We start from the raw sequence: 15,347 nt of genomic DNA on the forward strand, positions 1-15,347 counted from the left end.
AGCCCGTCTCCCGTCACGATGGCTGGCGATCTGGTTCGGACACGCTCCTCATCATGTCGATGAAGCCCGACGGCGCGTCGTCGCCAAGGCAAAGCTCCAGCATCCGATTGGCGTCCACGGCTTCCAGGGCGGCGCGGGCGAACATCGGCTCCTCATAGGCGGCAAGCGCCGCTTCGACATCCCCGGGATGCCGAACCAGGGCGCCGGCCAGTTCGGCACCGTCCAGCATCGCCAGATTGGCGCCTTCGCCAGACGGCGGCATCAGGTGCGCGGCATCTCCCAGCAGCGTCACGCCGGGAACCCGCTGCCATCGGTGTCCGGTGGGAAGCGTGTGGACCATGCGGGGAACCGGCGGCGTGTCGCTCCCGGTGATGAGGGCGGTCAACTCCGGCGCCCAGCCGTCGAACTCCGCCGCGACAAGGCCCTTCGCCGCCGGATCGCCGAAGTCGATACCGGTAAACCAGTCCGCCGGCCGCTTCAACTCGACATAGACATGCAGCACGTCTCCGGCCTCCCGATGGGCGAAGATGGCTCTGCCCGGCGCCAGGGCGAACATCGCTCCGGCGCCGACCGCCGTCGCGGATCGGGAATGCCGGCTGTCCACATCGTGCAGGTACGTCTCGATGAACGTCGCGCCGGCATAACGGGGCGTGGCATCGGACAGCAGGGGCCGCACCCGGGACCATGCGCCGTCCGCCCCGACGAGAAGACCGGCGATGGCACGGCTTCCATCCGCGAACAGGACCTCGTGCCGCCCGTCGCCGAGGGGTGAGGCGCTGGCGAGTTTCCTGCCCCACCGCACCGTGCCCTCCGGCAGGGAGTCGAGGAGCAGCCTGCGCAGATCGCCGCGCAGGACTTCGGGACGCCGGTTCTGTCCGTCGTCGGGAAGGTCGAGGAGCACGCTGCCGGTGCGGTCCAGCACGCGCGTCGCCTCTGCGCCCTGGTGGATGATCGACCGGAACGCCTCGGTGAGGCCGGCGGCTGCGAGCGCAAGCTGGCCGTTGTGGTCGTGGATGTCGAGCTGGCCGCCCTGGGTCCGGCTGTCGGCGCCCGGCTCCGCCTCGTAGACGATTGAGGAGATGCCATGGAGATGGAGGACGCGGGCCAGCGTCAGTCCACCCAATCCCGCACCGATGATGACGACAGCTTGCTCCACTGCGCTCTCTCCCTGCTCTGGAACGGCGTTCCATTACTATTCATTGGAACGTTGTTCCAGGCATGTCAAGGTGAGACATGGATCCAAGACCCAAGACTCCCGAGCGGCGGGAGGATGCGCTTTCCAAGGAGCGGATCGTTGCGTCCGCCATCGAGCTTCTCGATGGGGAGGGGGAGCGCGCCCTGACCTTCCGCGCGCTGGCGAACCGGCTGTCGACCGGAAGCGGGGCGATCTACTGGCATATCCCGGACAAGGATGCACTGCTCTCTGCGGCAACCGAGGCTGTGCTGTCCCATGCGCTGGCCGGAATCGCGGGCGGATCCGATCCGGCGGACGCCCTGCGCGCCATCGCCTTGGGCGTCTTCGACGCCATCGAGGCGCATCCATGGGTGGGCACCCAGCTCGCCAGGGAACCGTGGCAGCCGGCCATGGTGGAGGTTTTCGAGCGCAGTGCCGCGCAGTTCGATCTGCTGGGCGTTCCGCGCGGGGCGCTTTTCCACTGCGTGTCGGCGTTCGTCCAGTATCTGCTGGGCACCGCTGCGCAGACCGCGGCCGCCGCGCGCCACAAGTTCCACGCGTCGGAGCGGCCGGCCGTCCTGGCTGCAATCGTCGAGCGCTGGACCCGACGCGATCCCGCGGAATACCCGTTCGTTCACCTGCTGGCGGAGCAGGTGCGGACGCATGACGAGCGGGAGGCGTTCCTCGCGGGTCTCGACCTGATCCTGGCGGGGGCGAAACCCGCACGGTAGCGGCGTGAAGTCAAAACTGGAGCGGCGGCGAGGCGGTGTCTTGCCGTCCCCGCCGCCGCTCGATTTTACTGACGGATCTTTACTTCATCGACGGGAAGGCGAACTGGGCGCCTTCGCGGACGCCGCCGGTCGGCCAGCGCTGGGTCACGGTCTTGCGGCGGGTGTAGAAGCGCACGCCGTCCGGACCGTAGGCCGACAGATCGCCGAACAGCGACCGCTTCCAGCCGCCAAAGCTGTGATAGGCGACCGGAACCGGCAGCGGCACGTTGATGCCGACCATGCCGACCTTGATCATGTCGCTGAAATAACGGGCGGCCTCGCCGTCGCGGGTGAACAGGCAGGTGCCGTTGCCGTATTCGTGGGCGTCGATCAGGTCCATTCCCTCCTGCATCGTCTTGACGCGGACGAGGCAGAGGACCGGGCCGAAGATCTCTTCCCGGTAGATGGTCATGTCCGGGGTGACGCGGTCGAACAGGCAGCCGCCCAGGAAATTGCCGTTCTCATGGCCGGGCACCACCAGCCCGCGGCCGTCCACCGCCAGCTCGGCGCCCTCGGCGACGCCCTGGTCGACGTAGGCCTTCACCTTCTCGTAATGGGCGCGGGTGACCAGCGGCCCCATCTCGCAGCCGGCGGACGTGCCGGCGCCGACCTTGAGGTCGCGGAGCGCCACCGACAGCTTGTCCTTGAGCCGGTCGGCCACCTCGTCGCCCACCGCGACGACGACGGAGATCGCCATGCAGCGCTCGCCGCAGGAGCCGTAGGCCGCCCCCATCAGCGCGCTGACCGCGTTGTCGAGGTCGGCGTCCGGCATGACGATGGCGTGGTTCTTGGCCCCGCCCAGCGCCTGCACCCGCTTTCCATGGGCGGTGGCGGTCGCATAGACATATTCGGCGATGGGGGTGGAGCCGACGAAGCTGACGCCCTGCACGCGCGGGTCGGTCAGCAGCGTGTCCACCGCCTCCTTGTCGCCGTTGACGACGTTCAGCACGCCCGGCGGCAGTCCGGCCTCTTCGGCCAGCTGGGCGACATAGAGGGCGGCACTCGGGTCGCGCTCCGACGGCTTGAGGATGAAGGTGTTCCCGCAGGCGATGGCGATCGGGTACATCCACAGCGGGACCATCGCCGGGAAGTTGAAGGGGGTGATGCCGGCGACGACGCCCAGCGGCTGGAATTCCGACCAGCTGTCGATGCTGGGGCCGACATTCTTGGAGAACTCGCCCTTCAGCAGCTCCGGCACGCCGCAGGCATATTCGACATTCTCGATGCCGCGGGTCAGCTCGCCGAAGGCGTCGTCCAGCACCTTGCCGTGTTCCGCCGTGATCAGGGCGCAGACGCGCTGCGCATTTTCCTCCAGCAGCTGCTTGAAGCGGAACATGACGCGGGCGCGCTTGGCCGGCGGCGTGGCGCGCCAGCCCGGGAAGGCAGCCTCGGCGGCGGCTATCGCCTCCTCGACCGTCTTGCGGCTGGCGAGCGCCACCTGACCGGCGATCTCGCCGGTGGCGGGATTGACGATGTCGGCGGTGCGGCTGCCGGCGGGAGCGTCGGTCTTGCCGCCGATCAGGTGCGGAACGATGGGCATTGGGCTTTTCCCGGAATGTCGCGTGTGGAGGTTCTTACGCCGTGGCCCTTACGCCGTGGCCTGGATCGCGTCGGCGACGACGTTGAACAGGCGGTCGAGGTCCTCGCGCTCGCTGATGAAATGCGGGCCGAACTGGAGGGTGTCGCCGCCGTAGCGCACGTAATAGCCGGCGTCCCAGCACTTCATGGCGATCTCGTAGGGCCGGCGGGCCGGCTCGCCGGGCAGGGCTGCGATGGTGACGGCGCCGGCAAGGCCGCAGTTGCGGATGTCGGCGACGTTCCGCAGCCCCTTCAGCCCGTGGATCAGATCCTCGAAATGCGGCATCAGCGCCGCCGCCTTGTCGGCCAGCTTCTCGCGCTCGAACAGGTCGAGGGCGGCGAGGCCGGCGGCGCAGGCGACCGGGTGGGCGGAGTAGGTGTAGCCGTGCGGGAACTCCACCAGATACTCAGGGCCGCCATTGTCCATGAAGGTCTGGTAGATCTCGCGGCTGGCGACCACCGCACCCATCGGCACGGCACCGTTGGTCAGGCCCTTGGCGACGTTCATGATGTCGGGGACCACGCCGAAGTAATCGGCGCCGAAGGCGGTGCCCATGCGGCCGAAGCCGGTGATGACCTCGTCGAAGATCAGCAGGATGCCGTGCTTGGTGCAGATCTCGCGCAGGCGCTGGAGATAGCCCTTGGGCGGCGGCAGCACGCCGGCCGACCCGGCCATCGGCTCCACCACCACCGCGGCGATGTTGGAGGCGTCGTGCAGCGCCACCAGATCCTCCAGCGCGTCGGCCAGATGGGCGCCTTCGTCCGGCATGCCCTTGGTGAACAGGTTCTGCGGCAGCAGGGTGTGCGGCAAATGGTCGGCATCGACGCCGGTGCCGAACAGCTTGCGGTTGCCGACGATGCCGCCCAGGCTGGTGCCGCCGAAATTGACGCCGTGATAGCCCTTCACCCGGCCGATCAGCTTGGTCTTGGCCGGCTGGCCCTTCATCCGCCAATAGGCCCGCGCCATCTTCAGCGAGGTGTCGGCGGCCTCCGACCCGGAATTGACGAAGAAGACATGGTCGAGACCGGCCGGCGTCATCGAGGCCAGCTTGTGCGCCAGCTTGAAGGCGGCGGTGTGGCCGTGCTGGAAGGCCGGGCTGTAGTCGAGCGTGGCGATCTGCTGCGCCACCGCGTCGGCGATCTCGCGGCGGCAATGGCCGGCGCCGCTGCACCACAGGCCGGACAGGCTGTCATAGATCTTGCGGCCCTGCGCGTCCCAGTACCAGGCGCCCTCCGCCTTCGTCATGATGCGCGGGTTCTTCTTGAACTCGCGGTTGGCGGTGAAGGGCATCCAGTGCGCGTCAAGCTCCTCGCGCGTCAGTCCGGCAGCCGTGCCGAGGGCGTGGGCGTCGGCGTGGGCATGATCGTGGTCGAGGGGGGCCATCCGCTGTTCTCCCGGTTTGGTTTGGGGGGCGCATATGTCAGGGCTGCTGTCTGTGGTCAGTGTGAGCGGTTCCCGGTTGCCATCAAATCCAAAGTGGAAGAACTTCACGTAAGCATCCGCTTAACTTTCCCGCTCAACGATCCCAGGCGACAGCATGAGCAAGCCGGCCCGGTCGATGGCCCCGATCAGCGACGCCGACATCCGGCTGCTGCGCGTGTTCCGGACGGTGGTGGAGTGCGGCGGCTTCTCCGCCGCCGAGGTGGAGCTGAACATCAGCCGCGCCGCGATCAGCCAGCACATGGCCGATCTGGAACGCCGGCTCGGGCTGACGCTGTGCTGGCGCGGGCGGGCGGGCTTCCGGCTGACGGAGGAGGGGCGGCTGGCCTATGAGGCGAGCTTGCGCCTGCTGGCCAGCACCGAGAGCTTCCGCAGCGAGATCAACACGGTCCATCGCCGGCTGCGCGGCGAATTGAACATCGGCATCACCGACAACCTCGTCACCATGCCGCAGATGCGGGTGACCCACGCGCTGCGCGGCCTGAAGCAGCTGGCGCCGGAGGTCCGCGTCAACATCCGCATGATCCCGCCCAACGAGATCGAGCGCGGCGTGCTGGACGGGCAGCTGCATGTCGGCGTCGTCCCGGTCCGGCGCGGATTGCCGGGGCTGGCCGGCCTGCCGCTCTACAGCGAGGAATCGCTGCTCTATTGCGGCGACGGCCATCCGCTGTTCGACAGACCCGAGGGGGCTGTGACGCGGGAGGATGTCGAGGCGGCCGACGCGGTGGCGCCGACCCAGGCGCAGCTTCCGCACGAGCTGAACAACACCGCGACCGCCACCGACCGCGAGGGGGTGGCGTTCCTGATCCTGACCGGATGCTATGTCGGCTTCCTGCCCATCCATTACGCGCGGCAATGGGTCGAGCGCGGCATGATGCGGGCGCTGCTGCCCGGCACCTACCGCCATGCGCTGGAGTTCCAGGTGGTGACCAAGAAGGGGGCCCAGCCCAATCTGGTGCTGGACCGCTTCCTGGAAGTCCTGCGCGGCAGCGGGAATGGAGGGGGCGTCTAGCTCTTCAGGCGCCGTCCGGCTGCGGGCTTGGCGTCCGGCATGTCCTCGCCCAGCGCGTGCAGGACGGCGCCGGCGGCCAGGGTGCGCTCCTCCTCGCCGATCTGCATTGTCACCGGGTCGCCGGTGGCGCTGGTAGCCGTCGCTTCGCCGGCGAAGCGGACCGTCACCTCGCGATTGGCGAAGCGGATGCCCTCACGGCGGAACAGGGCGTTGAGTTCCTGATAGACCCGCTTGCGGATCTCCCACTGGTCGCCGGGCCGGGTCATGAACTTGACGCGGAGGATCATCGCGGAGTCCTCCATCTGGATGACGCCCTGCGATTTCAGCGGCTGGAGGAACTTCGGCCCCAGATCGGGGTCGTCGAGCAGCATCTGGCCCAGCTGCTTGATGTGCTTGCGCACCTTCTCGACGTCGGTGTCGTAGGTGATGCGCAGCGGCAGCTTCATGATTACCCAGTCGCGCGAGTAGTTGGTCAGCTGGTGGATCTCGCCGAAGGGGACGGTGTGCAGCGGGCCGCGATGGTGGCGCAGCTGCATCGAGCGCACCGAGATCTTCTCCACCGTGCCGCGGATGGCGCCGATCTCGATGTATTCGCCCTTGCGGAAGGCGTCGTCGATCAGGAAGAAGGCGCCGGAGAAGATGTCGCGGATCAGCGTCTGCGCGCCGAAGCCGATGGCGATGCCGGCCACGCCCGCCCCGGCGAACAGCGGCGCGATGTTGACGCCCAGATCCATCAGGACGCTGAGCAGGATGGCGCCGACGATGGACAGCAGGATGAAGTTGCGCACCAGCGGCAGCAGCGTCGCCAGCCGGCTGGCCGAGCCGTGGCCGCTGCCCTCGTCGCCCGGAATGGCGCCGGGGGTTGGCCCCTCCTCGGCGATCCGGCGGTCGATCCAGATGCGGACGCCGTGATAGGCGACGTAGCCGATCAGGCAGACCGTCATGATGCTGATGAGCTTGTCCGCCGCATCGCCGTGCATGCGCGGGACGTTCCACACCGACAGGGTCACCGCCACCCCGGCGGCGGCGGCGAGGATGCCCGCCACCCGCCGGGCCAGCGCCTCGTAGCTGTCGATGGCCGCCGGTCTGGGGGTGTCGGGGAGTTGGCCGTCGCCGTCCGGCGCACCCTCCCGGCCTTCCTCCAGCGGCCGCCACAGGGTGCGGCGATGGTGGAACAGCCATTCGGTGGCATAGGTGACGGTGGCGTAGACGGCGAGGATCGCCGCGGCGACGGCATAGGCGCCGAGCAGCAGCGGCAGCTCGGTCGGCCAGCCCAGGATCAGGCGGTTGACCAGCGTCGCCAGGGCATAGGCGAAATAGACCAGGACCGCCGGAAACCACAGGCGCAGGGTCAGCCGTTCCAGCGGCGCCACCGTCGCCGCCGGACGCCCTGCCAGGAAGGCGCGCTCGACCGTCTGGCGGTTGGCATAGAGTGCGCCGACCGTCGCCAGCACGGTGAGCAGCCCGAACAGCGCGACCAGCACCGCGTGCGGGTCGTAGGGCATGCCCAGCGCCTCCAGCCAGATGGTGCCGATCATCAGGGCGACGCCCACGGCACCGCTGGCGGTCAGGTCGCGCCGCAGCCGGCGCACCGCCGGGGCCACGCCGGCATCCGCAGACGCGCCGGGCGGCATCACCAGCCGCCAGAACAGGGCGATGGCCCAGACCAGCAGATAGCCGGCCCCGGCGAGGATGACCGTCTTCTCGGTCATCGGCGTCGGTTCCGGCACCAGTGCGGTGGCGAGCCCGAAGGCGATCAGCGTGGCGAAGAGCATGCCGACCAGCGTCAGCAGCACATGCGCCACCAGACGGGGAAAGCGGGCGGCCAGGATGGAGCCGCCCGGTCTCGGTTCGGCCGGGGACGGCAGCAGGCGGCGGGCGACCGGCCGCTGATAGACCAGATGCTGGACGCCATGGCCGGCCGCCATGAGGGCGAAGGTCAGGGCGATGACCTGCAGGAAATAGTCGGGCCTGCCGGTCGGGCTCTGGGTCTTCAGGGTGGCGACGATGGCCGACGGGATGGCGGGCGTGGCGCGCAGCCGCCGGGCGAGCTTGCCGCGGAACCCCGCCATGCGGTCGCGCCCTTCGCTGAGCATCAGCATCATCATGCCGTCAGCCGCGCTGGCGGCTGCGGAGGGCGGGGCGGGTGTGGCCGTGGCGGGAGCAGGTGGGGCGGGCGGAGGAGCGGTGGTTTGGGCGGGGGGCGGCGCTGCGGTCTGGGCCGACGCCTCGGCGAACGCCAGGCCCAGCGACAGCAGCCCCAGCAGCAAAATCAGCGTCGCCGCCCTGAGCCGGACCGGCCAGCGGAGACGCAAGGAAAAGGCACGGGCGGGGAGCGGAGGGGTCGGCATGGCCTTGCGTCGCGAAGCGTGGCGGTCGATCCGATGAGAGTAGCGTAGATCGCGCGGCCGGGAAGGGGTTCCTAAGGCTCCGCCGCAGCAATTGCGACGGGGCGGGGCGGACCTCAGCTGACCAGCCCGGCGGCCAGATTGACGCCCAGCGCCAGCACCGCGGTGTTGAACAGGAAGGACAGGGCACCGTGCATCAGCACCAGACGGCGCATGCCGGCGGCGCGGGTGGTCACGTCGGACACCTGTGCTGTCATGCCGACGGTGAAGCTGAAATAAAGGAATTCCAGGTAATCCGGCGCGTCGTTGCCGGGAAAATCCAGGCTGCGCTCCTGGCCCGACTGCCCACCCAGCCAATAATCGTGGGCGTAATGCTGGGCGAAGAAGACATGCAGGAAGCCCCAGGACAGCAGGACCGTCACTCCCGACAGCACCGCCGCCATCCCCTCGTGCGGGGAGCCCTTGGCCGACACCAGCTCCGCCACGATGGCGACCAGCGCCGCGAGCGAGGCCAGCACCGCACCGGCCAGCACCCCCCATTTGCCGGGGTCGAGCAGCCTGGCCCGCCGGCGCATGGAAGCCACCGTGGCCCGGCTCATCAGGATGCCGGCGAGCAGGATGTAGGCGGCGACCCCGCAATTCCAGCCGGTCAGCACCGCGGTGGTGGGGCGCAGCCAGACGGCGGCGAGGCCCCCGGCCAGCAATGCTACGGCCAGCGCCCCACTCAGCGACGGGCGGTTGCGCAGATGGGTCAGGCTGCCGCGCATCTCGTCTCCAACCGATTGGCGTGCGGCGATGCGCACGCCCGTTCAGTTGGAGGCGGGATAGAGCGGAAGCAAGGTCTGCTGGCGGCGCTGATAGCGTACCAATTCCAGCGCGGTCAGCGGCTGCGCCCCGGCCGCCCGGCAGGCGTCCGCCACCTCGAACATCAGCGCCTGCTGGTGGAACAGGGTGGCATAGGCGTCGCCGAGTTTGAACTCCGGGTCCCACATGTGGATGGCCTCGGCCCCGGCGCCGTTCACCTCGATGATGCGGAAATCCTCGCCCACCGCCAGCCGCTCCACCGAGGCGAAGCGCACGTCGAAGCGGCCGAAATGGAAGCCCGGCATCTGGTCGGCGATCTCGTCGAAGCGCGCGGTCAGCGTCGCGGTGACATGGCCGCAGGCATCCTTGTAGAGGCCGCCGACCCGGCTGCTGCCGACCAGCGACAGCCGCACCGTGCGCCCGGCCTCCGGCACCTCGTCCAGCCGGTCGGCCAGCGCCTCGTGGTGCAGGTCGGCCTTCCAGGAGGCGCGCGGATCGGCGGCGATCAGCTGGCGCAGGGTGGAGCGGCCGTCGCCGACCACATGCGGGTAATAGCGGAAGGTCATGGAGAAGATGCGCCCGTGCCGCTCCCCCGGCTTGCGGACGTAGAAGATGCCGGCCTCGCCGGCGTAAGCCACATGCTCCTGCAGGATCAGCTTAACGTCGGCCGGGAAGCCGCGCAGATAGGTGCAGAGATCGGCGGCGTCGCGCACCAGCCGCACGCCGATGCCGCGCCAGCCGATGTCCGGCTTGGCGACCAGCGGGAAGGACAGGCCGGCACCGGACGCCAGCGACTCGAGCTGCGCCGGGGTCAGCGACGGGCGGTTGACCAGGGCGACGGATTTCGCCGCCCACCGGCGCGCCTCCGGCCCGATCAGGTCCATGCAGGCGATCTTCGACTCGCCGAGCAGCCCGCCCGCCTCGATCGACGGGTTGGCGGCGGTCGGCAGCGACAGGCTGCGGTAGCGGACGCCGAGCGCCAGCCACTGCGCCACCAGCGGGATGTAGAACAGCAGCGGCGGAATGCGCTCCGCCCAGCCGATGGTGGGGGCACCGGCCGGCACCACCGGCAGGCCGGGCAGGGCGATGGCGCGCGGGGTCGGGCTGCCGTGCAGCGCGTCGCGCAGGGCCTTGGGCAGCAGCGGCTCCAGCACCGCCCGGATGCGGGCGAACAGCGCGCGGACGACGGCCTGCGCCCGCTTGGTGCGCAGGACCATCAGCAGGGCGGCGCAGCCGATGCCGATCACCTGCACCTGGATCGCCGCCGCTTCGAGCGACGAGGTCATCAGGGTCAGCAGCAGCCCGACATGCACCCCGGCGGTCGCCAGCGTGATGGCGATGAAGCGCAGGAACGGCACCCGCATCACCCCGCAGGCGAAGTAGGTCGGGAACAAGACGCCGGGAACCAGCCGGCAAGTCACCAAGGTCGGCAACAGGTTCCGCTGCAAGGCTCCGCGGCAGCGTTCAAGCATAGGACCTTCGGTCCGCCGCCTAATCCAACTGATCCGCAGGGACAATAGTCCAAGGACATAAATGAACAAATCGCCGATAACAATCCCACACAGCAGGGTGATGGCGGTCACGCCGATGCTGACGGTGCCGACGCTGACGAGGCTCGCTCCAACCGCAATTGCAACGTCTTCGTGCAGAAGCGTAAGCAAAGCAAGGCCCAGCAACAGGGGAAAACCGGCGAAAGCGGTTATTGGTTGCAATGCAGCAAACACGTGCGGTCTGTCCGTTGGGTAGGGGGCGGTTACGGTGCCGTCGGCAAAATTGCATAGGAAATGGTAAGCTTCACGTTAAAACTTTTATGGAACCGTGCGGCATAGCGACTGTTTCTTTTGAGCCATATAGAAACGGTATGGCTATGATAGAAAATATGTGTTTGCAGCTATGGCGTCGGCGCGGCAGAGTGCGTTTCAATCGATGGCCGAACCGCCATGTGACATGACCAGGAGACGCACCGTGCAGAGCATCCAGTGGGACGACGCCTTCCTCCTTGAAGCCCAGCTGACCGAGGATGAGAAGCTGGTGCGCGACAGCGCCCGCGCCTACTGCCAGGACCGGTTGCAGCCCCGTGTCATCTCCGCCTTCCGCGAGGAGCGGTTCGACCGCGAGATCATGACCGAGATGGGCGAGCTGGGCCTGCTGGGGCCCACCATCCCGGAGGAGTATGGCGGGCCGGGCGTCAGCCATGTCGCCTACGGCCTGGTCGCCCGCGAGGTCGAGCGGGTGGACAGCGGCTACCGCTCCGCCATGTCGGTGCAGTCCTCGCTGGTCATGCACCCGATCTATTCCTACGGCAGCGAGGAGCAGAAGAAGAAGTGGCTGCCGCGTCTGGCCACCGGCGAGCTGATCGGCTGCTTCGGCCTGACCGAGCCGGACCACGGCTCCGATCCCGGCGGCATGAAGACCCGCGCCACCAAGGTCGACGGCGGCTATCTGCTGTCGGGCTCCAAGATGTGGATCACCAACTCCCCCATCGCCGACCTCGCCGTCGTCTGGGCGAAGTCGGACGCCCATGACAACAAGATCAAGGGCTTCGTGGTCGAGCGCGGGACCAAGGGCTTCTCCACCCCGAAGATCGAGGGCAAGCTGTCGCTGCGCTCGTCGGTCACCGGCGAGATCGTGCTGGACGAGGCCTTCGTCCCCGACGAGAACCTGCTGCCCAACGTGTCGGGCCTGGGCGGTCCGTTCGGCTGCCTGAACAAGGCGCGCTACGGCATTGCCTGGGGCGTGCTGGGGGCCGCCGAGTTCTGCTGGCACGCCGCCCGCCAATACACGCTGGACCGCAAGCAGTTCGGCCGTCCGCTGGCCCAGACCCAGCTGATCCAGAAAAAGCTGGCCGACATGATGACGGAGATCACGCTGGGCCTCCAGGCCTGCCTGCGCGTCGGCCGCATGATGGACGACGGCAGCTGGTCGCCGGAAGCGATCTCGCTGATCAAGCGCAACAATTGCGGCAAGGCGCTCGACATCGCCCGCGTCGCCCGCGACATGCATGGCGGCAACGGCATCTCCGAGGAGTTCCAGGTCATCCGCCACATGGTGAACCTGGAGACGGTGAACACCTACGAAGGCACCCACGACGTCCATGCCCTGATCCTGGGCCGGGCGCAGACGGGCCTGCAGGCGTTCTTCTGAGCGGAAAGTCCATCCCCTTTCCCGCCTCTCGTGCCAACGCATGCGTTGCCGGCGGCATCGGGCGGATCGCAAGTCCGCCCGGTGCCGGGGAAGGGAGGGAAGCCACCGCGGTGCAGCAGATGTGCGGGGACGTTGCGGGAATCGGTGTGGTTGCGGATTCCTGGAGCAAACCCCTGTTCTCGGCCGATACCGGCTTCCTTCATCCCGAGGCGGGAATTTTTCCATTGTACGCCGGGGCTCCATGGGACTGAGCGGGGGGACTGGTCGGGGATCTGGGTAGGGCTTGGCTGCTCCGCTGTTAAAGCTACTTCGGAATTGGGAGGATTGTCTCCTCATTAGATAGACAATGATCCCCGTTTTCCTCCGCCGGTGCCTGTCGAGGCTGAGATATCCTTTCGAACTCGGCGCATGCCGGTTTGGGAGGAATTTCCATGGCGACCTGGACTCCTGATCCCAGTTTCTACCCCTCGCCACGCATGGCGATGCAGGCCGCTCCGGAACGGCTGGCCTATGTGGCGATGCTGAATGTCGAAGGGGGGCCGGATGCGCTGGGGATGGTCGATGTCGATCCGTCCTCGGCCAGCTACGGCCGGCTCCTTCGGCGGGTCGACATGCCGAATGTCGGTGACGAGCTGCACCATTTCGGCTGGAACGCCTGCAGTTCCGCCCTGTGCCCCTACGCTCCGCATCCGCATGTGGAGCGGCGATACCTGATCGTGCCCGGGCTGCGGTCGTCGCGCATCCACATCCTGGACACCAAGCCCGATCCCGCCGCCCCCAGAATCGTCAAGGTCATCGAGCCGGAGGAACTCGCGGCGCGCGCCAATTATTCCCGCCCGCACACGCTGCATTGCGGACCGGAAGGCATCTATGTCAGCGCGCTTGGCAACGGGAAGGGCGATGGCGGCGGGCCGGGCGGTGTCTTCCTGATGGACCACGAAACCTTCGAGGTGCTCGGCCAGTGGGAGATCGACCGCGGTCCGCAGTTCCTGGCCTACGATGTCTGGTGGCATCTCGGCCAGGACACGCTGATCACCAGCGAATGGGGCACGCCCGACATGATCGAGGATGGGCTGAACCCCGAACTGCTGCTCGGCGCGAAATACGGCCATCAGGTCCATTTCTGGGATCTGCGCAAGCGCCGGCACCGGCAGACCATCGATCTGGGGCCGGAATACCAGCTGGCGCTGGAACTGCGGCCGGCCCACGACCCGACCAAGGCCCATGGGTTCATGAATGCCGTGGTCAACCTGTCGGACCTGTCCTCGTCGATCTGGCTGTGGCATCGCGAGGATGACGGCAGCAGGTCTGGCCGGTGGGCCATGCGGAAGGTGATCGACATCCCGGCCGAACCGGCCGACCCGGATCTGCTGCCGCCGCTGCTCAAGGGCTTCAAGGCGGTGCCGCCGCTCGTCACCGACATCGATCTCTCGCTGGACGACTGCTGGCTCTACGTGTCCTGCTGGGGCACGGGGGAAATGCGGCGGTACGACGTGTCAGATCCGTTCCAGCCCCGGCTGACCGGCTCGGTGCGGTTGGGCGGGATCGTCGGGCGCAGCCGCCATCCCGGCGGCGATGCCGATGGTGGCGCCCTCAACGGTGCCCTCGGCGGCGCCCTCAACGGCGGCCCGCAGATGGTCGAGGTCAGCCGCGACGGCAAGCGGGTCTACTTCACCAACTCGCTGTACCGGAGCTGGGACGACCAGTTCTACCCGGACGGCATCAAGAGCTGGATGGTCAAGCTCGATGCCGACCCGGATGGCGGCCTGACCATCGACGAGCGGTTCTTCCTGCGCTTCGACGACGAATTCCGCGGTCACCAGATCCGGCTGGAAGGCGGCGACGCCTCTTCGGATTCCTACTGCTACCCATGACCGCCATCCGGGGGGCACCTCTCCATGGATGACCCGTGGCAATGGCTGGCGCTGGCCGGGCTCGGCGCCTTCCATGGAGTGAACCCGGCGATGGGATGGCTCTTCGCCGTGGCTCTCGGCCTTCAGGAGGGGCGGCGGGGCGCCGTCATCAGGGCGCTGCCTCCCATCGCGCTCGGCCATGCCCTGTCGGTGCTGGTGGTGGTGGCGGGATTCGCCATCCTGCAGCTGGTCGTCACGACGGCCCCGCTGAGGCTGGTCACGCCCGCCCTCCTGATCGGTTTCGGCCTCTACCGGCTCGTGCGCGGATACCGTCACCGGCTGCGGGTCGGCATGCGCACCGGCTTTGCCGGGCTGACGCTCTGGTCCTTTCTGATGGCGTCCACCCACGGGGCCGGGCTGATGATCCTGCCCCTGCTGCTGGGCATGCTGGCGCCGGCGCAGCTGATGGCGCTGTCCCTGTGCGGACCGGGGGCGGGGATGACCGGCCCGGTCGCCGCACTGGGATCGGCTGCGGCCGGGCTGGCGGTGGTTCTGGTGCATATGGCGGCGATGCTGGCGGTGATCGCCGTCATCGGGCTGGCGGTTTTCGAAACCGTCGGCCTCGGCATTCTGCGCCGCGGCTGGGTCAATTTCGACCTGCTGTGGGCGGGCGCCCTGATCGGCACCGGAGCGGGGTTCCTGCTGCTCGGGTGAGGTCCGTCGTCGGGGAACTTATGCCGCCCTAATCTCCCCGGTCGCCTGCTGGCGCACTTCGGTCAGGAAGCGCTCCACCTCGGCGGCCAGGGCGCGGGTCTGGCCGGACAGGCCGCGGGCGGCGTCCTGCACGCCGAGCGCGGTGCTGCCGGCGCTCTCCGCCGTCCGGGCCAGGGCTGCGATGGTGGCCGACACGTCCTGGGTGCCGAGGGCTGCCATTTCCACCGCCCGCGCGATCTCCTGGGTGGCGGCGTTCTGTTCCTGCACCGACTGGGTGATGGTGCCGGAAATGCCGTCGATCTCGGTGATGGTCGAGCCGATGGCGCCGATGGCGTCGGCGGCCTCGCGAGTCACCGACTGCATGGCGTTCACCTGGGCGGCGATCTCGTCGGTGGCCTTGGCGGTCTGGTCGGCCAGCCCCTTCACCTCGGTCGCCACCACGGCGAAGCCCTTGCCGGCCTCGCCCGCCCGCGCCGCCTCGATGGTGGCGTTCAGCGCCAGCAGGTTGG

12 protein-coding genes are annotated in these 15,347 nt (G+C 68.4%); 5 read left to right on the forward strand and 7 right to left on the reverse strand.

Features of this window, described 5'->3' with window-relative positions; translation table 11 throughout:
- Positions 1–13: 13 nt before the first annotated feature.
- Positions 14–1,156 (reverse strand): NAD(P)/FAD-dependent oxidoreductase, encoded by a 1,143-nt coding sequence (locus TSH64_RS32500; RefSeq protein WP_109451372.1) that lies wholly within the window; start codon positions 1,154–1,156, stop codon positions 14–16.
- Positions 1,157–1,233: 77 nt separating this feature from the next.
- Here TSH64_RS32500 and TSH64_RS32505 point away from each other — a divergent pair, with 77 nt between their 5' ends.
- The gene (locus tag TSH64_RS32505; RefSeq protein ID WP_109451374.1) at positions 1,234–1,905 is read left to right on the forward strand and encodes a TetR/AcrR family transcriptional regulator; all 672 of its coding nucleotides are present in this window, start codon (positions 1,234–1,236) and stop codon (positions 1,903–1,905) included.
- Between the two features lie 79 nt (positions 1,906–1,984).
- On the opposite strand, the gene TSH64_RS32510 is transcribed toward TSH64_RS32505, so the two are convergent.
- Both TSH64_RS32510 and TSH64_RS32515 read right to left on the reverse strand, forming a co-directional pair.
- Positions 1,985–3,484 carry a CoA-acylating methylmalonate-semialdehyde dehydrogenase gene (locus TSH64_RS32510; RefSeq protein WP_109451376.1) on the reverse strand — a complete coding sequence of 500 codons (1,500 nt, stop codon included), beginning with the start codon at positions 3,482–3,484 and terminating at the stop codon, positions 1,985–1,987.
- A gap of 48 nt (positions 3,485–3,532) precedes the next feature.
- The gene (locus TSH64_RS32515) at positions 3,533–4,906 is read right to left on the reverse strand and encodes an aspartate aminotransferase family protein (RefSeq protein WP_109451378.1); all 1,374 of its coding nucleotides are present in this window, start codon (positions 4,904–4,906) and stop codon (positions 3,533–3,535) included.
- A 154-nt stretch (positions 4,907–5,060) separates the two neighbouring features.
- Between TSH64_RS32515 and TSH64_RS32520 the strand changes: the two genes are divergently transcribed.
- On the forward strand, positions 5,061–5,975 hold the full coding sequence (locus tag TSH64_RS32520; protein WP_109451380.1) for a LysR family transcriptional regulator: 915 nt from the start codon (positions 5,061–5,063) through the stop codon (positions 5,973–5,975).
- On the opposite strand, the gene TSH64_RS32525 is transcribed toward TSH64_RS32520, so the two are convergent.
- The 3 genes from TSH64_RS32525 to TSH64_RS32535 all read right to left on the reverse strand — a co-directional run bounded on the left by TSH64_RS32525 (position 5,972) and on the right by TSH64_RS32535 (position 10,851).
- On the reverse strand, positions 5,972–8,326 hold the full coding sequence (locus TSH64_RS32525; protein WP_109451382.1) for a mechanosensitive ion channel family protein: 2,355 nt from the start codon (positions 8,324–8,326) through the stop codon (positions 5,972–5,974). The two genes, TSH64_RS32520 and TSH64_RS32525, sit on opposite strands and share 4 nt — an antisense overlap.
- A 113-nt stretch (positions 8,327–8,439) precedes the next feature.
- On the reverse strand, positions 8,440–9,090 hold the full coding sequence (locus tag TSH64_RS32530; protein WP_109451384.1) for a DUF1345 domain-containing protein: 651 nt from the start codon (positions 9,088–9,090) through the stop codon (positions 8,440–8,442).
- 42 nt (positions 9,091–9,132) lie between these two features.
- Complete coding sequence (locus tag TSH64_RS32535; RefSeq protein WP_109451387.1) at positions 9,133–10,851, reverse strand: VTT domain-containing protein; 1,719 nt, start codon at positions 10,849–10,851, stop codon at positions 9,133–9,135.
- Between the two features lie 241 nt (positions 10,852–11,092).
- Between TSH64_RS32535 and TSH64_RS32545 the strand changes: the two genes are divergently transcribed.
- The 3 genes from TSH64_RS32545 (at position 11,093) to TSH64_RS32555 (ending at position 14,838) form a co-directional block, all read left to right on the forward strand.
- A complete protein-coding gene (locus TSH64_RS32545) occupies positions 11,093–12,271 on the forward strand; it encodes an acyl-CoA dehydrogenase (RefSeq protein WP_199237720.1) in 1,179 nt (392 codons plus the stop codon).
- 431 nt (positions 12,272–12,702) lie between these two features.
- A complete protein-coding gene (locus TSH64_RS32550; protein WP_109451391.1) occupies positions 12,703–14,145 on the forward strand; it encodes a selenium-binding protein SBP56-related protein in 1,443 nt (480 codons plus the stop codon).
- Positions 14,146–14,169: 24 nt separating this feature from the next.
- A complete protein-coding gene (locus tag TSH64_RS32555) occupies positions 14,170–14,838 on the forward strand; it encodes a hypothetical protein (protein WP_109451393.1) in 669 nt (222 codons plus the stop codon).
- An 18-nt stretch (positions 14,839–14,856) separates the two neighbouring features.
- On the opposite strand, the gene TSH64_RS32560 is transcribed toward TSH64_RS32555, so the two are convergent.
- The coding region (locus TSH64_RS32560; RefSeq protein ID WP_247873276.1) for a methyl-accepting chemotaxis protein at positions 14,857–15,347 on the reverse strand (491 nt) is incomplete at its 5' end.

This window comes from Azospirillum sp. TSH64, assembly GCF_003116035.1.
In the GTDB taxonomy this organism is placed as follows: domain Bacteria; phylum Pseudomonadota; class Alphaproteobacteria; order Azospirillales; family Azospirillaceae; genus Azospirillum.